At 72.6% G+C, this 25,593-nt stretch carries 1 protein-coding gene; it reads left to right on the top strand.

Going from position 1 to position 25,593, the window contains the following annotated elements; translation table 11 throughout:
- Window positions 1–39: 39 nt before the first annotated feature.
- Window positions 40–25,593 carry a non-ribosomal peptide synthetase gene (locus FHU30_RS44120; RefSeq protein WP_253883706.1) on the top strand — a complete coding sequence of 8,518 codons (25,554 nt, stop codon included), beginning with the start codon at window positions 40–42 and terminating at the stop codon, window positions 25,591–25,593.

Genomic DNA, 25,593 nt, shown 5'->3' with positions numbered 1-25,593 from the left:
TCTCGGTGAGCATTTCTCGCGTGTGGCGGAAGGGCGCTGATGACTCAGATCCGCATCGACGATGTGTGGCCGCTGTCCCCTCTTCAGGAAGGGCTGCTGTTTCACGCCGGATATGACGAGCGGACCCGCGACATCTATGTCGGCCAGAACGTCCTGGAATTATCGGAACCGCTGGACAGCACGGTGCTGCGCGCCTCGTGGCAGGCCGTCCTGGACCGGCACGCCAGCCTCCGCGCGAGTTTCCGGCAGCCCGCCGGATCGCCCCGACCGGTCCAGGTGATCGCGAAGGGCGTCGCACTTCCGTGGCGCGAGCACGACCTTTCCGATCTCGCCGCCGGCGCGGCGCGCGCCGAAGTCCGGCGGCTCGCCGAAACGGAACTCCAGAACGGCTTCGACCTTTCCGTCCCGCCGCTGCTCCGGCTGCTCCTGCTGAAACTCCCGGACCGCACCTACCGGCTCGTCGTGACGATGCACCACATCGTGATGGACGGTTGGTCGCAGCCGATCCTTTTCGACGAGGTGTCGGCCGTGTACGCCGCCGGAGGCGACGCGTCCGGGCTGCCGCCCGCCCCGTCCTACCGCGACCACCTCGCCTGGCTCGCCCGCCAGGACCGCGACGCCGCGCGCGCCGCCTGGCGGGACGCCCTCGCCGGACTGGACGAACCGACCCTCGTCCGCCCGGCGGCGTCCGCCCTGCCCGTCCAGCCCGGACACGTGACCACCCGGCTCGACCGCGCCGCGACCGACCGGCTGCGCGAGACCGCCCGCGCCTCCGGACTCACCGTGAACACGGTCGTCCAGGGCGCGTGGGGGCTGCTGCTCGGCCGGCTGACCGGCCGCACCGACGTGGTGTTCGGCGCGACCGTCGCCGGACGCCCCATGGAGCTGCCCGGCGTCGAGCGGATGCTGGGCCTGTTCATCAACACCGTCCCGGTCCGCGTCCGGCTCGACCCCGCGCGGACGCTGGCGGCGACCCTCACCGAGGTCCAGGACGCGCGCTCGCGGTTGCTCGCGCACGAGCACCTCGGCCAGGCCGAGATCCAGCGCGCAGCCGGACGCGCCGCCGCCTACGACACGCTGCTCGTCTACCAGAACTACCCGCGCGGAATCGGAACCGGCGCGTCTGCGGCGGAGGCGTCCGGTGGGCTGCGTATCACCGGCGCGGAGGGCGAGGACGCCTCCCACTACCCGCTGACCCTGGTCGCCGCCGAACTCGACACCCTGGACCTCCGCCTGGAGTACCGGCCGGACGTGGTCGCAGAGCAGACCGCGTCCGCCCTGGTGAAGCGGCTGGCGCGCATCCTGGACCAGATCGCCGCCGACCCGGACCTGCGGGTGGGAGACGTCGATGTCCTGATCGCGGGGGAGCGCGAGCAGCTGCTCGACGGCTGGAACGCCACAGCGCGTCCCACTCCGGCAGGCCCGCTGGCAGAACTGTTCGAGGCGCAAGCGGTCCGCTCGCCGGACGCGGTCGCGGTCGTCTCCGGTGACCTGCGCTGGACGTATGCCGAACTGGACGCACGGGCCAACCGCATCGCCCGCACGCTGATCGAGCGCGGTGTGGGCCGCGAGGATCTGGTCGGCGTCCGCCTGGAACGCTCGGCCGACCTGATCGCCGCCCTCCTGGGCGTGCTGAAGGCGGGTGCGGCCTACCTGCCGATCGACCCGTCCTATCCGGGTGAGCGCATCGCGTTCATGCTCGCCGACGCACGTCCGACGCTCGTCCTGGACGAAGACTTCCTCGGCTCGCTGCCTGCGGACGACTCGCCGGTCGATGTCACGGTTTCGGCTGGTCAGCTGGCCTACGTGATCTACACGTCGGGCTCGACCGGGGTGCCGAAGGGCGTGGCGGTCACGCAGGCCAACGTCGCCGACTTCTGCGCGGCGAGCTGCTGGCGCGACGAGGTCGTCCAGCGGGTGCTGGTGCAGGCCAACCATGCCTTCGATGCCTCGACGTACGAGATCTGGGTGCCGCTGCTGCACGGCGGCAGCCTGGTCGTCGTGCCGCCGGGGGAGGTGGACGTCCCGGAGCGGGCCGCGCTGGTCGCCGAGCACGGCGTGACCAACGTCCACGCGACGGCCGGTCTGTTCGCTGCTCTGGCCGAGCAGGCGCCGGAGATGTTCGCCGGGGTGCGTGAGGTCTCGACCGGCGGTGACGTGGTGTCTCCGGTCGCTATCCGAACCCTGCTGGAGGCGCATCCGGATCTGGTCGTCCGGACGACCTACGGCCCGACCGAAACCACCGCGTTCACCGCGGAACTCGCCTTTACCGACCCGGGCCGGCCGGACGGCGTCGTGCCCCTCGGACGCCCGATGGACAACGCCCGCGCCTACGTGCTGGACGAGTGCCTGCGGCCCGTCCCGCCGGAGATGCTCGGCGAGCTGTACATCGCCGGTGCCGGCGTGGCCCGCGGGTACGTCGGCCGTGCCGGGCTCACCGCTGAGCGGTTCGTCGCCTGCCCGTTCGGCCCCGGCGACCGGATGTACCGGACGGGTGACCTGGTCCGGTGGACGGCTGACGGGCTGCTGGAGTTCGCCGGACGCGCCGACGACCAGGTGAAGATCCGCGGCTTCCGGGTCGAGCTGGCCGAGATCGAGGCCGCGCTGACCACGCACGAGCGCGTCGCGAACGCCACGGTCATCGCCCACGAGGACCAGGCCGGATCCAAGCGCCTGGTCGCCTACGCCGTGGCCGACGCGTCCGCCGACGAGCTGCGCGCGCACGTGGCCGCCAAGCTGGCCGACTACATGGTGCCCGCAGCGATCGTCCTGCTGGACGCGCTGCCGGTGACCGTGAACGGCAAGGTCGACCGCGCGGCCTTACCCGCGCCGGACTTCGCCGGACTGTCCGGCGGCCGAGCCCCGGCCACGGCCACCGAAGAGATCCTCTGCGGGCTGTTCGCCGAGGTGCTGGGCCTGGAGACGGTCGGCGCGGACGACTCGTTCTTCGCGGTCGGCGGGGACTCGCTGCTGGCGATGCGGCTGATCGCCCGCGTCCGCGCGGTGCTGCGGTCCGAGGTGAGCATCCGCGACCTGTTCGAGCAGCCGACCGTCGCCGGCCTCGCCAGCCTCGTGGACACCGGACGCGGCGACGCGCGGCCGCCGCTCGCTGTACAGGGTCGTCCCGAGACCGTGCCGCTGTCGTATGCGCAGCAGCGGATGTGGTTCCTCAACCGGCTCGAAGAGGCAGGAACGGGCACCGCCTACAACATGCCGCTGGCCCTTCGCCTGTCCGGCGAGCTGGACGTGGCGGCGCTCCAGGCCGCGCTCGGGGACGTGGCCGACCGGCACGAGAGCCTCCGGACGATCTTCCCCGAGTCGGGCGGCGTGCCGCGCCAGGAGATCCTGGACGGCCCGGCCGGACGGCCCGTCCTGGCCGTCGAGCAGGTCGCCGAGGACGCGCTGCCGGACGCGATCACCGCCGAGGTCGGCCGCCGTTTCGAGGTCGAGCGCGAACTCCCGTGGCGCGCCCGCCTGCTCGCGCTCGCCGACTCCGAACACGTCCTGGTCATCGTCGCGCATCACATCGCCGCCGACGGCTGGTCGATGGGCGTGCTGGCGCGCGACCTGAGCGCGGCCTACGCGGCCCGCCGGTCCGGCGCGGCTCCGGAGTGGACGCCGCTCCCGGTGCAGTACGCCGACTTCGCGCTGTGGCAGCGGGACGTCCTCGGCGACCTGGACGATCCGGACAGCCTGATCTCGGCGCAGCTCGGCTACTGGCGCGAGGCCCTTTCCGGTGCTCCCGAGGAACTTCCGCTGCCCACTGACCGGCCCCGGCCGACCACGCCGTCCTTCCGCGGCGGCGTCGTCCCGGTGGAGACCGGCGCAGCCCTGCACGCCCGCCTGGTGGAGGTCGCGCAGCGCTACGGCGTGACGATGTTCATGGTCGTCCAGGCCGCCTTGGCGTCGGTTCTATCGCGGCTGGGAAGCGGCACCGACATCCCGCTGGGCACCGCTACCGCCGGCCGCGGTGACGCCGCGCTGGAGGGTCTGGCCGGATTCTTCCTGAACACGCTGGTGCTGCGGACGGACGTCGGCGGCGACCCGACCTTCGCCGAACTGCTGGGACGCGTGCGCGAAACCGACCTGAGCGCGTTCGCCCATCAGGACCTTCCGTTCGAGCGGCTGGTGGAAGACCTGAACCCGGTGCGTTCGCTGGCGCGGCACCCGCTGTTCCAGGTCACGCTCAACCTCCAGGCCACCGGCCAGAGCGAACCGGCATGGAACCTGCCCGGCGTCCTCGTCCGGCCGGTGCACAGCGGCGACACGATGGCCGCCCGCTTCGACCTGGCCTTCGAGCTGGGGGAGCGCCGCGACGAGCAGGGTGCCCCGGCCGGACTCGGCGGCGTGATCGAGTTCGCCGCCGACCTGTTCGACGAGGACACCGTCCGCGCCGTCGCCGAGCGGCTCGTCCGGGTGCTGGAGCAGGTCGCGGCCGACCCGAAGAAGCGGATCACTGACCTGGACGTCCTGTCCGACGCTGAGCGCCACCGCCTGATCGTGGACTGGAACGCCACGGCGCACGAGGTGGCGGTCGGTTCGGTCCCTGCGCTGTTCGCGGCGCAGGTCGCGCGGACGCCCGAGGCGCCAGCGGTCGAGTTCGCCGACTTCCGCTGGACCTACGCCGAGCTGGACGCGCAGTCCAACCGTGTCGCGCACACCCTGATCGAGCGTGGCGTGGGCCGTGAAGACCTGGTCGGTATCCGCTTGGAGCGGTCGGCGGATCTGATCGCGGTGATCTTGGGTGTGGTGAAGGCGGGCGCGGCGTACATGCCGATCGACCCGTCCTATCCGTCCGAGCGCATCGCGTTCATGCTGTCCGACGCCGACCCGGCTCTGGTCGTCGATGCCGAGTTCATCGGCGGCCTGAGCGACGACGCCACACCCGTCGAGCTCGGCATCTCGCCTGATCAGCTGGCGTACGTGATCTACACGTCGGGTTCGACGGGTGTGCCCAAGGGTGTGGGTGTGTCGCATCGCGGTGTGGCGAGCCTGGCGGCTTGGCAGGCAGACCAGTTCGGAGTCGGTGTCGGTTCGCGGGTGGCGCAGATGGCGGCGCTGGGGTTCGACGCGGCGTTCTGGGAGCTGTGCATGGCGCTGCTGTCCGGCGCGACGCTCCTGCTCGCCGACGCCGACACGATGCCGCCCAAGGGCCGCTTCGATGACCTGCTGACGGACCTGGACATCACACACGTGACCGTCCCGCCGTCCCTGCTGGCCACGGTCGAAAGCCTGCCGGACGGCCTGCGCACGCTGGTCGTGGCCGGTGAGGCGTGCCCGCCTGGCCTGGTGGAGCGCTGGGCGCCCGGTCGGCGGATGTTCAACGCTTACGGGCCGACCGAATCGACGGTCTGCGCGACGATGAGCGCCGCCCTCGCGCCCGGAGACCTCGTGTCGATCGGCGGGCCGATCTGGAACACCTCGGTGTACGTCCTGGACGAGGCGTTGCGTCCGGTTCCGCCGGGTGTGACCGGTGAGCTGTACATCGCCGGTCCGAGCCTGGCGCGCGGCTACGTCGGCCGGGTCGGCCTGACGGCGGAGCGGTTTGTGGCGTGCCCGTTCGAGCCCGGTGCCCGTATGTATCGCACCGGCGACCTGGTTCGCTGGACCGGCGACGGCGAGCTGGTGTTCGCGGGCCGGGCGGACGACCAGGTGAAGATCCGCGGGTTCCGCGTGGAGCTCGGCGAGATCGAGAACGTGCTGTCCGCGCATCCGGACGTGGACCAGGCCGCCGTCCTGGCGCGCGAGGACCAGCCCGGCGTCAAGCGGCTGGTCGCCTACGTGACCGCCCGCGACGTCGAGGAGATCCGGGAGTTCGCGGCCGCGCGGCTGCCGGAGTACGTGGTCCCGGCCGCGTTCGTCACGCTGGACGAGTTCCCCGTGACCGCCAACGGCAAGCTGGACCGCGCCGCGCTTCCCGCGCCGGACAGAGCAACAGCAGCCGCCCAGAGCCGCGGGCCCGCGACGGCGACCGAAGAAGTGCTCTGCGGCCTGTTCGCCGAAGTCCTCGGTCTGGACAGCGTCGGGGCGGAGGACTCGTTCTTCGCCATCGGCGGCGACTCGCTGCTGGCGATCCGGCTGATCGTGCGGGTCCGATCCGTCCTGCAGACGGAGCTGACCATCCGCGAGCTGTTCGCCGCCCCGACCGTCGCGGAACTGGCGCGGCTGCTTCCCGAGGATGACGCACGCCCGGGACGCCCTGCGCTGACCGTCCGGGAACGGCCGGAGCGGATTCCGGTGTCGTTCGCCCAGCAGCGGATGTGGTTCCTCAACCGCCTCGAAGAGGCCGGCAGCGCCGCGGCCTACAACGTCACCCTGGCTCTGCGCCTCACCGGCGCCCTGGACGTGGCCGCCATGCGCGCGGCCCTGGGCGATGTGGCCGACCGGCACGAGAGCCTGCGGACGGTCTTCCCCGACGTCGAGGGCGTCCCGTACCAGCGCATCCTTCAGGGAGCCGCCGGACGCCCGTCGTTCGGCGTGCATGACGTCGCACCGAACGACCTGGAGTCGGTGCTGGCGACCGAGGCGGACCGGCCGTTCGACCTGGGCCGCGACCTGCCCTGGCGCGCCCGGCTGCTCGTCCTGGGGCCGGACGAGTCGGTGCTCCTGCTGGTCGCGCACCACATCGTGGTCGACGGCCGCTCGATGGGCGTCCTCGCCGAGGATCTCACCCGGGCCTACTCGGACCGCTGCGCCGGACGCAGGCCGGACTGGGCGCCGCTGCCCGTCCAGGTCGCCGACTACGCGCTGTGGCAGCGCGAGGTGCTCGGCGACCTGGACGACCCGGACAGCCTGATCTCGGCGCAGCTCGCGCACTGGCGCGACACCCTCGCCGGAGCGCCCGAAGAGCTCATGCTGCCGACCGACCGCCCCCGCCCGGCCGAGTCGTCGTTCCAGGGCGCGGCGGTCCCGCTGCGCCTGGACGCCGAGGTCCACGCGCGTCTGGCGGACGTGGCCCAGCGGCACGGCGTGACGATGTTCATGGTCGCGCAGGCGGCGCTCGGCATGCTGCTGGCCAGGGTGGGCGCCGGTACGGACCTCCCGATCGGCACCGCGATCGCCGGACGCGGCGACGCCGGCCTGGAGAACCTCGCCGGGTTCTTCATCAACACCCTCGTCCTCCGCACCGACGTGTCGGGCGACCCGACGTTCGCCGAGCTGCTGGCGCGCGTCCGCGAAACCGACCTCGCCGCCTACGCCCACCAGGATTTACCGTTCGAAGGGCTGGTCGAGGAGCTGAATCCGGCGCGGTCGCTGGCCCGGCACCCGCTCTTCCAGATCATGCTGGGCGTGGACAGCAACGCCCGCGGCCCCGAGCCGTGGGCGCTGCCCGGCCTGCGGGCCGAGGTGCTGCCCCCGGCCGAGAACCTGGTCGCGAAGTTCGACCTCACCGTGTCGCTGACCGAGGACCGCGACGAGCACGGCTCCCCGGCCGGCATGGGCGGCGAGATCCTCTACGCCCTGGACCTGTTCGGCGAGGAGACCGCACGCGCGCTGGCGGACCGGTTCGTCCGGGTGCTGGAGCAGGTCGCCGCGGACCCGGACGCGCGCGTCGGGGACCTGGACGTCCTGACCGAGGGCGAGCGCGAGCTGGTCGTGGACGGCTGGAACCGGACGGCCCGCCCGCGAGTGACCGGCTCGCTGGTGGACCTGTTCGCCGCGCAGACCGTCCGGTCGCCGGACGCGGTCGCTGTGGTCTTCGGCGACGCCACCTGGACGTATGCCGACCTGGACGCCCGCGCGAACCGTGTCGCCCGGACTCTGCTGAAGCGCGGCGTCGGCCGGGAAGACCTGGTCGGCGTCCGCCTGGACCGGTCGGCCGACCTGATCGCGGTCATCCTGGGCGTGGTGAAGGCAGGCGCCGCCTACCTGCCGATCGACCCGTCCTACCCGGCCGAGCGGATCGCGTTCATGCTCGCCGACGCCCGTCCGGCCGTGGTCGTGGACGCCGACTTCCTGTCCTCGCTCAGCGAGAACGACGCCCCGGTCAAGATCGAGGTCGCGCCGGAGCAGCTCGCCTACGTCATCTACACCTCCGGCTCGACCGGCACCCCGAAGGGCGTTGCGGTCACGCACGCCAACGTCGCCGACTTCTGCGGCGACGCGGCCTGGCGTGACGAGGTGCTGGAGACCGTCCTGGTGCAGGCCAACCATGCCTTCGACGCTTCGACCTACGAGATCTGGACGCCGCTGCTGCGCGGCGGACGGCTCGTCATCGTGCCTTCGGGCGAGGTGGACGTCCAGGAGCGCGCGGGCCTGGTCGCCGAGCATGCCGTGACGCACGTCGTGGCGGCCTCGGGCCTGTTCGCGGCGCTGGCCGAGCAGGCGCCGGAGATGTTCGCAGGCGTCCGCGAGGTGCTGACCGGCGGCGACGTCGTGTCCCCGATCGCCGTCCGGAGCCTGCTGGAGGCCCACCCCGGCCTGACGGTCCGGACGACCTACGGCCCGACCGAGACCACGGCCTTCACCACGCAGCTCCCGCTCACGACTCCGGGGCAGTTCAACGGCGTCGTGCCGATGGGCCGACCGATGGACAACGCCCGTACCTACGTTCTGGACGAGTACCTCCAGCCCGTCCCGCCCGGGGTGACCGGCGAGCTGTATGTCGCAGGCGCGGGCGTCGCGCGCGGCTACATCGGCAGGGCCGCGCTGACAGGCGAACGCTTCGTGGCGTGCCCGTTCGCGTCCGCTGACCGGATGTACCGGACGGGGGACCTGGTCCGCTGGACCGGCACCGGCCTCCTTGAATTTGCTGGCCGCGCCGACGACCAGGTCAAAATCCGCGGCTTCCGCGTCGAACTCGCCGAAATCGAAGCCGTCCTAGCAGCTCACGACGCCGTCACCCAAGTCGTCGTCCTGGCCCGCGAAGACCAACCAGGCACCAAACGCCTGATCGCCTACCTCGTCGCGGGCGCCACAGACGAGGAGTTGCGCGAGCACGTCGCGGCCAAGCTCCCTGACTACATGGTTCCGGCCGCGTTCGTCCTGCTGGACGAGTTCCCGATGACTGCCAACGGCAAGGTCGACCGCGCCGCGCTACCGGTTCCCAATTTCGCGGGCCTGGTGGCGAGCCGCGGCCCGGCGACGGTCACCGAGGAGATCCTCTGCGGGCTGTTCGCCGAGGTGCTCGGCCTGGAGTCGGTCGGCGCCGAGGACTCGTTCTTCGGCCTCGGCGGTGACTCGCTCCTGGCGATGCGGCTCATCGCCCGCATCCGGGCCGTGACCGGCGCCGAGGTCACCATCCGCGAGCTGTTCGCCGAGCCGACCGTCGCGGCCGTCGCGCGCCTGCTCGACGGCGAGCGCGGCGGCGCCCGGACGGCGCTGGCGGCACGCGAACGCCCCGAGATCGTCCCGCTGTCGTTCGCTCAGCAGCGGATGTGGTTCCTCAACCGGCTGGAGAACGCCGGTGCCGAGGCCGCCTACAACGTCCCAATGGCGCTGCGCCTCTCGGGCGAGCTGGACGTCGCGGCGCTGGAGGCGGCGCTCGGGGACGTGGCCGACCGGCACGAGAGCCTCCGGACGATCTTCCCCGAGGCGGGCGGTGTGCCGCGCCAGGAGATCCTGGACGGCCCGGTCGGCCGTCCCGCCCTGGTCGTGACCCAGGTCGGCGAGGACGCGCTCGCCGACACCGTGATCGCCGAGATGGGCCGCCGCTTCGACGTCGAGCGCGAGCTGCCCTGGCGGGCCCGGCTGTTCGTCCTGTCGCCCACCGAGTCGGTGTTGGCGGTCGTCGCGCACCACATCGCCGTGGACGGCTGGTCGATGGGCGTGCTCGCCCGCGACCTCGGCACCGCCTACGCGGCCCGCCTCGCGGGAACCGCACCCGACTGGACGCCGCTTCCGGCGCAGTACGCCGACTATGCGTTGTGGCAGCGCGAGGTGCTCGGCGACCTGGACGACCCGGGCAGCCTGATCGCGGAGCAGCTCGCCTACTGGCGCGACGCCCTGGCCGGAGCGCCCGAAGAGCTCGCGCTCCCGACCGACCGTCCGCGCCCCGCCACCGCCACCTTCAAGGGCGGATCGGTGGAGCTGCACGTCCCCGCCGAGGCCCACCGGCGGCTGGCCGCCGTCGCGCGGCGCCACGGCGCGACGATGTTCATGGTCGCGCAGGCCGCGCTCGGCATGCTGCTCGCCCGGCTCGGCGCCGGCTCCGACGTCCCGATCGGCACCGCCGTGGCCGGACGCGGCGACGCCGCCCTGGAAGACCTCGCCGGCTTCTTCGTCAACACCCTCGTCCTGCGGACCGACGTGTCGGGCGATCCGACGTTCGGCGAGCTGCTGGCGCGCGTCCGGGAAACCGACCTCGCCGCCTACGCCCACCAGGATCTGCCGTTCGAAGGGCTGGTCGAGGAGCTGAACCCGGCGCGCTCGCTGGCCCGCCACCCGCTGTTCCAGGTCATGCTGACCCTGCAGAACCTGCCGCGGTCCGAGGAGGCTTCGGCGCTGGCCGGGCTGCGGGCGCGGCCGCTGGGACGCGAGGAGGAGGCCGCGTCCGCCGCCAAGTTCGACCTGTCCTTCTCGCTCGCCGAGCACCGCGACGAGCACGGCGCGGCGGCCGGGCTGTGGGGCGGCCTCCAGTACGCCGAGGACCTGTTCGACGAGGGGACGGTCCGGACGATCGCCGACCGGTTCGTCCGGGTGCTGGAGCAGCTCGCCGCCGACCCTGACCTGCGCGTCGGCGACCTCGAACTCCTCGCCGCCGACGAGCGGGACCGGCTGCTGGTCGGCTGGAACGACACCGCCCGCCCGGTGCCGGACGGCTCGCTGGTCGAGCTGTTCGAGGCCCGCGCGGTCCGCTCGCCGGACGCGCTGGCCGTGGCTTCCGGGGACGTCCGCTGGACCTATGCCGAGCTGGACGCCCGCGCGAACCGCATCGCGCACACGCTGCGGGACCGCGGTGTGGGCCACGAGGATCTGGTGGGCGTGCGCTTGGAGCGCTCGGCCGATCTGATCGCCGCGCTGCTGGGCGTTCTGAAGGCAGGCGCTGCGTACCTGCCGATCGACCCGTCTTACCCGGCCGAGCGGGTCGCGTCGATGCTGGACGAGGCGGCGCCCCCCGTGGTGCTGGACGCCGACTTTCTGACCGCGCCGAGCACCGACGACACCCCGGTCGAGATCGAGATCTCGACCGACCAGCTGGCGTACGTGATCTACACGTCCGGGTCGACCGGCACGCCGAAGGGCGTCGCGGTCACCCACGCCAATGTCGCCGACTTCTGCGCGGCGAGCTGCTGGCGCGACCACGTCGTCCAGCGGGTGCTGGTGCAGGCCAACCATGCCTTCGACGCCTCGACCTACGAGATCTGGGTCCCGCTGCTGCGCGGCGGCGAGCTGGTCATCGTCCCTCCTGGCGAGGTGGACGTCCCGAAGCGCGCGGCCCTGGTCGCCGAGCATGCCGTCACCAACGTCCACGCGACCGCTGGCCTGTTCGCGGCGCTTGCTGAGCAGGCGCCGGAGATGTTCGCGGGCGTCCGTGAGGTCTCAACCGGCGGCGACGTCGTCTCGCCGGTCGCTGTCCGGACGCTCCTGGACGCGCATCCCGATCTGGTCGTCCGGACGACCTACGGTCCGACCGAGACCACCGCGTTCACCACGCAACTGCTGTTCACCGACCCCGCCGAGGCGGACGGCGTCGTCCCGATCGGGCGTCCGATGGACAACGCCCGCGCCTACGTGCTGGACGAGTACCTACAGCCCGTCCCGGCGGGCGTGACCGGCGAGCTGTACGTCGCGGGCGCCGGAGTGGCGCGCGGATACGTCGCGAATCCGGCGCTGACGGCCGAGCGCTTCGTCGCCTGCCCGTTCACCCCCGGCGACCGGATGTACCGGACGGGCGACCTGGTGCGCTGGACCGACACCGGCCTGCTGGAGTTCGCCGGACGCGCCGACGACCAGGTGAAGATCCGCGGGTTCCGCGTCGAGCCCGCCGAGATCGAGGCCGTCCTGACCGCGCACGAGGCGGTCGGCCGGGCGACGGTGATGGTCCGCGAGGACCAGCCCGGAACCAAGCGGATCGTCGCCTACGCCACCGCGGCCGCCACCTCCGGCGACCTGCGCGCGCACCTCGCGGCGCGGTTGCCGGACCACATGGTCCCCGCCGCCGTTCTCGTCCTGGACGAGCTGCCCGTCACGGCCAACGGCAAGGTCGATCGGGCGGCGCTGCCCGCGCCCGACTTCGCCGGCCTCGCCGGCGGGCGCGGCCCGGCGACGGCGACCGAGGAGATCCTCTGCGGGCTGTTCGCCGAGGTGCTCGGCCTCGACACGGTCGGCGCGGACGACTCGTTCTTCGAACTCGGCGGGGACTCGCTGCTCGCGATGCGGCTGATCTCCCGGGCTCGGGCCGTCCTGCGGCAGGACGTCGGCATCCGGGAGTTCTTCGCCGAGCCGACCGCGGCGGGCGTGGCGCGGCTGGTCGACACCGGCCGCGGCGCCGCCCGGACCGCCCTGACCGTCCGGGAACGTCCCGAGGTGGTGCCGCTGTCCTACGCGCAGCAGCGGATGTGGTTCCTCAACCGGCTGGAGGCCGCCGGCGCGGGCGCCGCCTACAACATGCCGCTGGCGCTGCGGCTCACCGGTGACCTGGACGTCCCTGCGCTGGAGGCGGCGCTCGGGGACGTCGCCGACCGCCACCAGAGCCTCCGCACGATCTTCCCGGCGGTGGACGGCGTCCCCCGCCAGGAGATCATCGACGGCCCGGCTGGGCGTCCCGTCCTCGCGGTGGACGGCATCGCGGCCGAGCAGCTCGGCGAGACGCTCGCCGCGGAGACCGACCGCGGCTTCGACGTCGAGCGCGAGCTTCCTTGGCGCGCCCGGCTGCTGCGACTCTCGCCCACCGAGCACGTGCTGATCGTCGTCGCGCACCACATCGCGGCGGACGGCTGGTCCATGGGCGTCCTCGCCCGCGACCTCACGGCCGCCTACGTTGCCCGCTCGACCGGCGACGCGCCCGCATGGACGCCGCTGCCGGTGCAGTACTCCGACTACGCGCTGTGGCAGCGCGACGTCCTCGGCGACCCGGACGATCCGGACAGCCTGATCTCGGCGCAGCTCGACTTCTGGCGCGCGGCGCTGGCCGGAGCGCCCGAGGAGCTGGCGCTGCCGACGGACCGTCCGCGTCCCGCCGAAGCCTCGTTCCGCGGCGCGCTGGTGCCGCTGGAGCTGGGCGCGGACCTGCACGCCCGGCTCGTCGAGGTGGCGCAGCGGCGCGGCGTGACCCTGTTCATGGTCGCGCAGGCCGCGCTGGCGGCGCTGTTCTCCCGCCTGGGCGCGGGCTCGGACATCCCGATCGGCACGCCGATGGCGGGCCGGGCCGACGTGGCACTGGAGGATCTCGCCGGGTTCTTCGTCAACACGCTGGTGCTGCGGACGGACGTGTCGGGTGATCCGACGTTCGGTGAGCTGCTGGAACGCGTCCAGGAAGCCGACCTCGCCGCCTACGCCCACCAGGATCTTCCGTTCGAGCGCCTGGTGGAGGAACTGAACCCGGAGCGCTCGCTGGCCCGGCACCCGATCTTCCAGGTGACCCTCACGCTGGAGAACCTGGCACGCGGGCAGCAACCCTGGGAACTGCCCGGTCTGGAGGTCCGTCCGCTGGCGCAGGACGATGACGACACCGCCGCCGCCAAGTTCGACCTGTCCGTGACGCTCGGCGAGCGCCGCGACGAGAACGGAGCCCCCGCCGGGATCGGCGGCGAGGTCCTCTACGCGCTCGACCTGTTCGACGAGGGGACGGTCCGGACGCTGGTCGGGCGGTTCGTCCGGCTGCTGGAGCAGGTCGCGGCCGACCCGGACGTGCGCGTCGGCGACCTGGAGATCCTGACACCGGACGAGCGCGATCTGGTCGTGGACGGCTGGAACGCCACGTCCCGTCCCGTGGCCGCCGGTTCGCTGGTAGAGCTGTTCGCAGCACAAGCGATTCGGACGCCCGATGCCACTGCAGTGGCGTTCAACGGCGACACCTGGACTCACGGCGATCTGGACGCACGTTCCAACCGCGTCGCGCGCACGCTGATCGAGCGCGGCGTTCGGCGTGAGGATCTGGTCGGCATCCGCCTGGAGCGGTCGGCGGATCTGATCGCGGTGATGGTGGGTGTGGTGAAGGCCGGGGCGGCGTACTTGCCGATCGACCCGTCCTACCCGGCCGAGCGGATCGCGTTCATGCTCGCCGATGCGCGTCCTGCCGTGGTGGTGGACGAAGCGTTCCTCGCCTCGTTGAGCGGCGACGATTCTCCGGTCGGGGTCACGGTCTCGGCCGAGCAACTGGCCTACGTGATCTACACGTCCGGCTCGACCGGCACGCCCAAGGGCGTGGCCGTCACGCACGCCAACGTCGCCGACTTCTGCGCCGACGCGGCCTGGCGGGACGAGGTGATGGAGCGCGTGCTGGTCCAGGCCAACCACGCCTTCGACGCCTCGACCCACGAGATCTGGACGCCGCTGCTGCGCGGCGGCCGACTGGTCGTCGTGCCGTCGGGCGAGGTCGATGTCCCGGAGCGGGCCGCGCTGATCGCCGACCACGGCGTCACGCACGTGGTCGCGGCGTCGGGCCTGTTCGCGGCGCTGGCCGAGCAGGCGCCGGAGATGTTCGCGGGCGTCCGCGAGGTGCTTACCGGCGGCGACGTGATCTCTCCGGTCGCCGTCCGGACACTGCTGGACGCACACCCGGGCCTGGTCGTCCGCGCCACCTACGGTCCGACCGAAACGACCGCCTTCACCACGCACCTGGGCCTGACCGACAAGACCCAGGCTGCCGGTTCCATTCCGCTCGGGCGTCCGATGGACAACGCCCGCGCCTACGTCCTGGACGAGCACCTGGAGCCCGTCCCGCCGGGCGTGACCGGGGAGCTGTACGTCGCGGGCGCCGGTGTGGCGCGCGGATACGTCGCGAATCCGGCGCTGACGGCCGAACGGTTCGTCGCGTGCCCGTTCGGCCCCGGCGGCCGGATGTACCGGACCGGGGACCTGGTTCGCTGGACGGCTGACGGTCTGCTGGAGTTCGCCGGACGCGCCGACGACCAGGTGAAGATCCGCGGGTTCCGGGTCGAGCCGGCCGAGATCGAGGCCGTCCTGGCCGAGGACCAGGCCGTCCGGCAGGTCGCGGTGGTGGCGCGCGAGGACCTGCCCGGCATCAAGCGCCTGGTCGCCTACGTCGTCGGCGGCGACACCGATCGCCTCCGGTGGCACGCGGCCGAGCGGCTGCCCGAGTACATGGTCCCCGCCGCGTTCGTCCAGCTGGACGAGCTGCCGATGACGGCGAACGGCAAGCTGGACCGGGCGGCGCTGCCCGCCCCCGACTTCGCCGGACTGTCCGGCGGCCGCGGGCCGGCGACGCCGACCGAGGAGACCCTGTGCGGGCTGTTCGCCGAGGTGCTGGGCCTGGAGTCGGTCGGCGCGGACGACTCGTTCTTCGCGGTCGGCGGTGACTCGCTGCTGGCGATGCGGCTGATCGCCCGCATCCGCGCGACGACCGGCGCCGAGGTCAGCATCCGGGAGCTGTTCACCGAGCCGACCGTCGCGGCCGTCGCGCGGCTGGTGGACGGCGAGCGCGACGGCGTCCAGGCGGCGCTGACCGCGCGGGAGCGGCCCGAGACCGTGCCGCTGTCCTACGCCCAGCAGCGGATGTGGTTCCTCAACCAGCTCGAAGCGGCCGGGGCGGGCGCGGCCTACAACATGCCGTTCGCGCTGCGGATGTCCGGCGACCTGGACGTGGCGGCCCTGGAGGCTGCCCTCGGGGACGTCGCCGACCGGCACGAGAGCCTCCGGACGATCTTCCCGGAGACGGCCGGCGTGCCGCGCCAGGAGATCCTGGACGGCCCCGCCGGGCGGCCCGAGCTGATCGTCCGGCAGATCACCGAGGCCGACCTCGCGTCCGCGCTCTCGGCCGAGGTCCGGAAGGGCTTCGAGCTGAACCGGGAGCTCCCCTGGCGGACGCTGCTGTTCGCGCTGCCCGACTCGGAGTACGTGCTGGTCGCCGTCGCCCACCACATCGCCGTGGACGGCTGGTCGATGGGCGTGCTCGCGGCCGATCTGGGCATCGCCTACGGCGCCCGGCGCGGCGGCGAAGCGCCGGCCTGGGAGCCGCTGCCGGTCCAATATGCCGACTACGCGCTGTGGCAGCGGGACGTCCTCGGCGACCTGGACGACCCGGACAGCCGCATCTCCGGGCAGCTGGAGTACTGGCGCCGCACGCTGGCCGGGATCCCGGACGAGCTGGTGATCCCGACCGACCGCCCGCGCCCGCAGGAGCGCTCGTTCGAGGGCCGGGCCGTCCCGCTGGGCCTGCCGCCGGCCGTCCACGCCCGCCTGGCGGAGGTCGCCCAGCGCAGCGGCACCACCATGTTCATGGTCACGCAGGCGGCCCTCGCGGTCGTCCTGTCCAAGCTGGGCGCGGGCACCGACATCCCGATCGGGACGGCGATCGCCGGTCGCGGCGACGCGGCACTTGAAGGGCTCGCCGGGTTCTTCCTCAACACGCTCGTGTTGCGGACGGACGTCGGCGGCGACCCGTCGTTCGGCGAGCTGCTCGACCGTGTGCGCGAGGCCGACCTGGGCGCGTTCGCCCATCAGGACTTGCCGTTCGAGCGGCTGGTGGAGGATCTGAACCCGGTCCGGTCGCTGTCGCGGCACCCGCTGTTCCAGGTGTCGCTGACGCTCCAGAACCTCGGCGACGCCTCGGCCGACTCCGGATGGGAGCTCCCGGGCCTCCAGGTCGAACCGCTCCGCGCGGACGAGATGGTCGCGGCCCGCTTCGACCTGTCGGTCACGTTGGGGGAGCGGCGCGACGAGTACGGGCAGCCCGCCGGGCTCGGCGGCGAACTCCTGTACGCCACCGACCTGTTCGATGAAGCGACCGTCCGGACGATCGCCCAGCGGTTCGTCCGGGTCCTGGAGCAGGTCGCCGCCGATCCGCGGAAGCGGATCAGCGACCTGGAAGTGCTGTCGGCCGACGAACGCCGACGCCTCGTCATCGACTGGAACGCCACGACGCGTGCTGTGCCGTCCGGGTCGGTGCCCGCTCTGTTCGCGGCGCAGGTGGCGCGCACGCCGGATGCTGTGGCGGTGGAGTACGGCGACGTCCGCTGCACGTACGCCGAGCTGGACGCGCGTTCCAACCGTGTCGCGCACACCCTGATCGAGCGCGGTGTCGGACGCGAGGACGTGGTCGGTATCCGCTTGGAGCGGTCGGCGGATCTGATCGCGGTGATCCTGGGCGTGATGAAGGCGAGCGCGGCGTACATGCCGATCGACCCGTCCTACCCGGAGGACCGGATCGCGTTCATGCTGAGCGACGCCGCCCCGGTCGTGGTCGTGGACGCCGGCTTCCTGGAGACGCTGGGCGAGGACGACACCCCGACCGGTCTCGCGATCCCGTCCGACCAGCTGGCGTACGTGATCTACACGTCGGGTTCGACCGGCGTGCCCAAGGGCGTGGGCGTGTCGCATCGCGGTGTAGCCAGCCTGGCGGCGTGGCAGGCGGACCAGTTCGGAGTGGCCGCCGGTTCGCGGGTGGCGCAGATGGCGGCGCTGGGGTTCGACGCGGCGTTCTGGGAGCTGTGCATGGCGCTGCTCTCGGGCGCGACGCTGGTCCTGGCCAACGTCAGCGACCTCCTGACGGACGCGGGCATCACGCACATGACGACCCCGCCGTCCGTGCTGTCCACGGTCGAGGATCTCCCGGACGGGCTCGGGACGCTGGTGCTGGCGGGCGAGGCGTGCCCGCCCGCGCTGGTTGAGCGCTGGGCATCCGACCGGCGGATGTTCAACGCCTACGGACCGACCGAATCGACCGTGTGTGCGACGATGAGCGATCCGCTCGTGCCGGGCGGGCCGATCACCATCGGCGGGCCGATCTGGAACACCTCGGTGTACGTCCTGGACGAGGCGTTGCGTCCGGTTCCGCCGGGGGTGACCGGTGAGCTGTACATCGCCGGTCCGAGCCTGGCGCGCGGCTACGTCGGCCGGGTCGGCCTGACGGCGGAGCGGTTTGTGGCGTGCCCGTTCGCGCCCGGTGCCCGCATGTACCGGACCGGCGACCTGGTCCGCTGGACGGTCGACGGTCAGCTCGCGTTCGCGGGCCGCGCGGACGACCAGGTGAAGATCCGCGGGTTCCGCGTGGAGCTCGGCGAGATCGAGGCCGTCCTCGCGCGGCATGACGAGGTCTCGCAGGCGGCGGTGGTCGTCCGCGAGGACCAGCCCGGCGTCAAGCGGCTGGTCGCCTACGTCAACGGTGGCGACGGCGACGGGGACGCGGACGGGCTGCGCGAGTTCGCGACCGAGCGGCTGCCCGACTACATGGTCCCGGCGGCGTTCGTCGTGCTGGACGAGTTCCCGGTCACCGCGAACGGCAAGCTGGACCGGGCCGCGCTGCCCGCGCCCGACTTCGCCGGGCCGACCGCGAGACGCGCTCCCGCCACCGCGACCGAGGAGATCCTCTGCGGGCTGTTCGGCGAGATCCTCGGCCGGGAATCGGTCGGCGCCGAGGACTCGTTCTTCGCCATCGGCGGGGACTCGCTGCTGGCGATCCGGCTGATCGTGCGGGTCCGGTCCGTCCTGGAGACCGAGCTGACCATCCGCGAGCTGTTCGCGGCCCCGACCGTCGCCGAGCTGGCGAGGCTGGTCGACGGCGCGCGGGCGTCCGGCGTGCGGACGGCGCTGGTGGCCCGCGAACGGCCCAAGGTGATCCCGCTGTCGTTCGCCCAGCAGCGGATGTGGTTCCTCAACCGCCTCGAAGAGGCCGAGGCCGGGGCCGCCTACAACGTGCCGCTGACGATGCGGCTGTCCGGAGACCTGGACATCGCCGCGCTGGAGGCCGCGCTCGGCGACGTCGCCGACCGGCACGAGAGCCTCCGGACCGTCCTGCCGTACGTGGACGGCGCGCCGCGCCAGGAGATCCGCCACGGCGCGGCTGGCCGTCCCCGGCTGGTCGTGAGCCGTGTCGGTGAGGACGAGCTGGACACCGTCCTCACGGACGAGGTCAGCCGCGGCTTCGACCTCGGTACGGAACTGCCCTGGCGGGCGCGGCTGTTCGTCTTGTCGCCGACCGAGTCGGTGCTGGCGGTCGTCGCGCACCATATCGCCGTGGACGGCTGGTCGATGGGCGTCCTCGCGCGGGACGTCGGCCACGCCTACACCGCGCGCCGCAACGGCGGCCTGCCGGACTGGGCGCCGCTGCCCGTTCAGTACGCCGACTACGCGCTCTGGCAGCGCGAGGTGCTCGGCGACCTGGACGATCCGGACAGCCTGATCTCGGCGCAGCTCGCGCACTGGCGCGAGACGCTCGCCGGAGCGCCCGAGGAGCTGGCGCTGCCAACCGACCGGCCCCGTCCGGTGGAGTCGTCCTTCGAGGGCGGGTCGGTGCCGCTGCGGGTGAGCGCGGACGCCCACGCGCGGCTGCTGGAGGTGGCGCGCGAGCAGGGCGCCACGATGTTCATGATCGCGCAGGCGGCGGTCGCGGTGCTGCTCGCCCGGCTGGGCGCGGGCACCGACGTCCCGCTGGGCACCGCGGTCGCCGGCCGCGGAGATGCGGCGCTGGAGGATCTGGCCGGGTTCTTCGTCAACACGCTGGTGCTGCGGACGGACGTCTCGGGCGACCCGACGTTCGGCGAGCTGCTGGCGCGCGTCCGGGAAACCGACCTCGCCGCCTACGCCCACCAGGACTTGCCGTTCGAGCGCTTGGTGGAGGAGCTGAACCCGGCGCGCTCGCTGTCCCGCCACCCGCTGTTCCAGGTCATGCTCACCCTGCACAACCTCCCGCAGGCCGTGGAACCCTGGGAACTGCCCGGACTGCGCGTCCTGCCCGTCGAGACCGACGACAAGCTCGCCGCGCGGTTCGACCTCTCGGTCATCCTCGCCGAGCAGCGGAACGAGCAGGGCGACCCGGCCGGCCTCCTCGGCGGCATCCACTACGCCGCCGACCTGTTCGACGAGGCGACCGCGGCGCGGCTGGCCGACCGGCTGGCCTCCGTCTTGGAGCAGGTCGCGGCCGACCCCGAGCTGCGCGCGGGCGAGGTGGAGATCCTGTCGGTCGTCGAGCGCGACCGGCTGCTGGAGGAGTTCAACGACACCTCGCGTGCGGTGCCGGACGCGTCCCTGGTCGAGCTGTTCGAGCAGCAGGCCGCGCGGACGCCGGACGCGGTCGCGGCCGTCTTCCGGGGCGTAACGCTGTCGTATGCGGAGCTGGATGCGCGGGCGAATCGTGTTGCGAGCGGGCTGGTCGCGCGCGGCGTCGGGCACTCGGACGTGGTCGGGGTGATGATGGAGCGGTCGGCCGACCTGGTGGCCGTCCTGCTCGGGGTGCTGAAGACGGGGGCGGCGTACCTGCCGCTCGACGCAGCCCACCCGGCCGACCGGTTGCGGACCGTCCTGTCCGAGTCGGACGTTTCGGTCGTCGTCGCGGACGGGGAGTCGGCCGGGCATCCGGTGCTGCCGGGCGGCGGCGCGTTGCGCGCGAACGCCCTGCTCGCCGCGGGCGACGAGTCGGCTCCGGGAGTCGCGATTCCGCCGGACTCGGCCGCGTATGTCATGTACACGTCCGGGTCCACGGGACGGCCGAAGGGTGTCGTGGTCACGCACGCGAACGTCGTGGACTTCGCGCTGTCGTCCTGCTGGACCTTCGAGACGGTGGAACGCGTCCTGATCCAGGCCAACCACGCCTTCGACGCCTCGACCTACGAGATCTGGGCACCGCTGCTGCACGGCGGCAGCCTGGTCATCGTGCCTTCGGGCGAGGTGGACGTCCGGGAGCGGGCGGCTCTGGTCGCGAGGCAAAACGTCACGAACGTGCACGCGACGGCCGGGCTCTTCGCGGCCTTGGCGGAGCAGGCGCCGGAGATGTTCGCCGGGGTGCGCGAGGTCTCCACGGGTGGCGATGTGGTGTCGCCGGACGCGGTTCGGTCGCTGCTGGAGGCGCACCCGGATCTGGTGGTCCGGACGACCTACGGTCCGACCGAAACCACCGCGTTCACCACGCAGCTCGCTTTCACCGACGCGGCTCAGGTGGACGGCGTGGTGCCCATCGGACGCCCGATGGACAACGCCCGCGCCTACGTCCTGGACGAGTTCCTGCAGCCCGTCCCTGCCGGGGTGACCGGCGAGCTGTACATCGCGGGCGCGGGGCTCGCGCGCGGATATGCCGGACGCGTCGGGCTGACGGCCGAACGGTTCGTGGCCTGCCCGTTCGGCCTCGGCGACCGGATGTACCGGACGGGCGACCTGGTCCGCTGGACCGACTCGGGCTGCCTGGAGTTCGCCGGACGCGCCGACGACCAGGTGAAGATCCGCGGGTTCCGGGTCGAGCCCGCCGAGATCGAGGCCGTCCTGGCCGCGCACGAGGCCGTCCGGCGGGTCGCGGTGCTCGTCCGCGAGGACCAGCCGGGCGTCAAGCGCCTCGTCGCCTACGTCGTCGGGTCCGGTGTCGAGGGCCTGCGCCGGCACGCGGCCGAGCGGCTGCCCGAGTACATGGTGCCGTCCGCGTTCGTCCCGCTGGACGAGCTGCCCGTCACGGCGAACGGCAAGATCGACCGGGCCGCGCTGCCCGCGCCCGACTTCGCTGGACGGCCCGCCGGACGCGCGCCCGCGACCGCCACCGAGGAGATCGTCTGCGGGCTGTTCGCCGAGGTCCTCGGCCTGGACGCGGTCAGCGCCGAGGACTCGTTCTTCGCGCTCGGCGGCGACTCGCTGCTGGCGATGCGGCTGATCGCCCGCGTCCGCGCCGTCCTCGACACCGAGGTGTCCGTCCGGGACCTGTTCGCAGAGCCGACGCCCGAGGCCGTCGCGATACTCGCGGACGGCGAGCGCGGCGGCGTCCGGGCGGCGCTGACACCCCGGGAACGCCCGGAGCGCATCCCGCTGTCCTACTCGCAGCAGCGCATGTGGTTCCTCAACCGCCTGGAGGAGGCGGGCGCGGGCGCGGCCTACACGATGCCGATGGCGCTCCGCTTGACCGGTGACCTGGACGTGCCGCTATTGCGCACCGCATTGGCCGACGTGGCCGAACGGCACGAAAGCCTCCGGACGATCTTCCCCGAGGCGGACGGGACGCCGTACCAGCGCGTCCTGCACGGCCCGGACGCCGAACCCGCGCTGCCCGTCGACGACATCTCCGAATCCGGCCTGCCCGCCGTGCTCGCCACCGAGATGGGCCGCGGCTTCGACGTCGAGCACGAGCTGCCCTGGCGGGCTCGGCTGCTGCGGCTCTCGCCGACCGAGCACGTGCTGGTCGTCGTCGTCCACCACATCGCCGCGGACGGCTGGTCGATGGGCGTCCTCACCGCCGACCTCAGCGCGGCCTACGCGGCGCGCCGCTCCGGCACGATCCCCGAATGGGAGCCGCTGCCGGTGCAGTACGCGGACTACGCGCTGTGGCAGCGCGACGTCCTCGGCGACCTGGACGACCCGGACAGCCTGATCTCCGAGCAGCTGGAGTACTGGCGCCGGACGCTGGACGGGCTGCCCGAGGAGGTGGCGCTCCCGACCGACCGTCCGCGCTCGACCGAGCGGACCTTCGAGGGCCGATCCGTCCCGATCGCGGTGAACTCCCTGGCGCACGCCGGACTCCTGGAGGTCGCGCAGCGGCAGGGCGTGACGATGTTCATGATCGTCCAGGCGGCTCTGGCGTCGGTGCTGTCGCGGCTGGGCGGGGGAACGGACGTCCCGCTGGGCACCGCCGTCGCGGGACGCGGCGACGCGGCCTTGGAGGGCCTGGCCGGCTTCTTCCTGAACACCCTCGTCCTGCGGACGGACGTTTCGGGCGACCCGACCTTCGCCGAACTGCTGGCCCGCGTCCGCGAGGCCGACCTGGGCGCCTTCGCCCACCAGGACCTGCCGTTCGAGCGGCTGGTCGAGGACCTGAACCCCGTCCGCTCCCTCTCGCGGCACCCGCTGTTCCAGGTGTCGCTGACGCTGCAGAACCTCGGCGGCGCCGGCTCCGGCTCGGGCTCGGGCGGGTCGGGCTGGGAACTGCCGGGGCTCCAGGTGCAGCCCGTCCGGGCGGACGAGCTGGTCGCGGCCCGCTTCGACCTGTCGGTTACGCTGGGCGAGCTGCGCGACGAATCCGGCCAGCCGGACGGGCTCGGCGGCGAACTCCTTTACGCCACCGACCTCTTCGACGAACCGACCGCCCGTGCCCTGGCGACACGCTTCGCCCGCGTCCTGGAACAGGTCGCGACCGACCCGGACACGCGCATCAGCGACCTCGAAATCCTGACCGGCTCGGAACGCTCGCGCATCCTGACCGACTGGAACGACACGGCGCGCGACCTGGCGGCCGCTTCGCTGCCGGACCTGTTCGCCGCCCAGGTGGCCCGCACGCCGTCCGCCGTGGCAGTCGAGTGCGGCGACGTTCGCTGGACGTACGCCGAACTGGACGCCCGCGCCAACCGCGTGGCCCACGCCTTGCGCGCCCGCGGCGTGGGCCACGAGGCGCTGGTCGCCGTCCATCTGGAGCGCTCGGCCGACCTGATCGCCGTCATCCTCGGCGCACTGAAGGTCGGCGCGGCCTACCTCCCGATCGACCCGTCCTATCCGGAGGACCGGATCGCGTTCATGCTGTCCGACTCGTCCCCGGCCCTGGTCGTGGACAAGGACTTCATCGCCTCCCTCAGCGAAAACGACACCTCCGTCGAAACCGGAATCCCGCTGGACCAGCTGGCCTACGTCATCTACACGTCCGGCTCGACAGGCGTCCCGAAGGGCGTCGGCGTCACTCACCGAGGCGTGGCGAGCCTTGCCGCCTGGCAGGCCGCCCGCTTCAACGTGCGCCCCGGCTCCCGCGTCGCCCAAATGGCCGCCCTCGGTTTCGATGCCGCCTTCTGGGAACTGAGCATGGCCCTGCTCTCTGGCGCAACGCTCGTGCTGGCCAACGCCGACGACCTGCTGACGGACGCGTCCGTCACGCACATGACCCTCCCGCCGTCCCTCCTCGCCACAGTGGACGATTTGCCCGAGGCGTTGGAGAACCTGGTGGTCGCGGGGGAGGCCTGCCCGCCCGGCCTCGTGGACCGCTGGTCGTCCGGCCGCCGGATGTTCAACGCCTACGGCCCGACTGAATCAACGGTCTGCGCCACGATGAGTGACCAGCTCGTCCCCGGCGACCGGGTCTCGATCGGCGGCCCGATCTGGAACACGTCCGTCTACGTCCTGGACGAGGCGTTGCGTCCGGTTCCGCCCGGCGTGCCCGGCGAGCTGTACATCGCCGGCCCGAGCCTCGCCCGCGGCTACATCGGGCGCGTCGCCCTGACCGCCGAACGCTTCGTCGCCTGCCCGTTCCACCCCGGAACCCGGATGTACCGGACCGGCGACGTCGTCCGCAGGACGAACGACGGCGACCTGGTGTTCGCTGGCCGCGCCGACGACCAGGTGAAGATCCGCGGCTTCCGCGTCGAACTCGGCGAGATCGAGACCGTCCTGGCGACCCACACCGACGTCGCGCAGGTAGCCGTGATCGTCCGCGAAGACCAGCCCGGCGTCAAACGCCTGGTCGCCTACATCACCGGCGGTACCGAAGACCTCCGCGAATACGCGGCCGAACGCCTCCCCGACTACATGGTCCCCGCGGCCTTCGTCACGCTGGACGAGTTCCCGGTGACGGCGAACGGCAAGCTGGACCGCGCGGCCCTCCCCGCCCCCGACTTCGCCGGGGTTTCCACCACCCGCGCCCCGGCGAACGCCACCGAGGAGATCCTCTGCGGCCTGTTCGCCGAGATCCTCGGACGGGAATCGGTCGGCGCCGAAGACTCCTTCTTCGCCATCGGCGGCGACTCCCTCCTCGCCATCCGCCTGATCGCCAAGGTCAGGTCCGTCCTGGACGTGGACCTGGGCATCCGCGAACTCTTCTCGGCGCCCACGGTCGCCGAGCTGGCCGAAGTGGTCACGGGCGGCGCCCGACAGAACGACACAGACGGCCTTCTGCCTCTCCGCCCGGAAGGCGACAAGCCGCCCCTGTTCCTCGTCCACCCCGGCAGCGGCCTCGGCTGGAAGTACGCGGCCCTGGCAAGCGACCTCCCGGAGGGGCACCCCGTCTACGCGATCCAAGCCCGAGGCATGGACGGCGCACCCGGCGAAGACCTCCCGGAAACCGTCGAAGCGATGGCCGCCGACTACCACGCCCAGATCCGCAGCGTGCAGCCCGAAGGCCCCGTCCACCTGGTCGGCTGGTCCTTCGGCGGCGTGGTCGCGCACGCCCTGGCGTCCCGAATCCAGGAAGCCGGCGAAGACGTGGCCCTCCTCGCTGTCCTGGACGGCTACCCCTTCCAGCAGCGAACCGAAGCCGACATGATCCCCGTCGGCCCCCCGCCCACCGACGACGAGCCGCGCGAGATGCCCGAAGCCCTAGCCGCCGTAGCCCGGGTCTCCGACAACAACATGCGCCTCCACGAACACCACGTCCCGCCCACCTACAACGGCGACATGCTCCTGGTGGTCGCCACCGAAGACCGCCCCGACCACCTCCCCACCGAAGCCGCCCCCGAAGCCTGGCGCCCCCACGTGAACGGCGCCCTGACCGTCCACCACATCCAGGCCACCCACCACACCCTCCTGGACGAGGCGCCCCTAGCCGAAATCACCGCCCTCCTACAGGCCCGCCTCGCCGACTGA

The organism is Actinomadura rupiterrae (genome assembly GCF_024172125.1).
GTDB classification, from domain to species: domain Bacteria; phylum Actinomycetota; class Actinomycetes; order Streptosporangiales; family Streptosporangiaceae; genus Spirillospora; species Spirillospora rupiterrae.
This window is presented reverse-complemented; position numbering and strand designations above follow the sequence as displayed.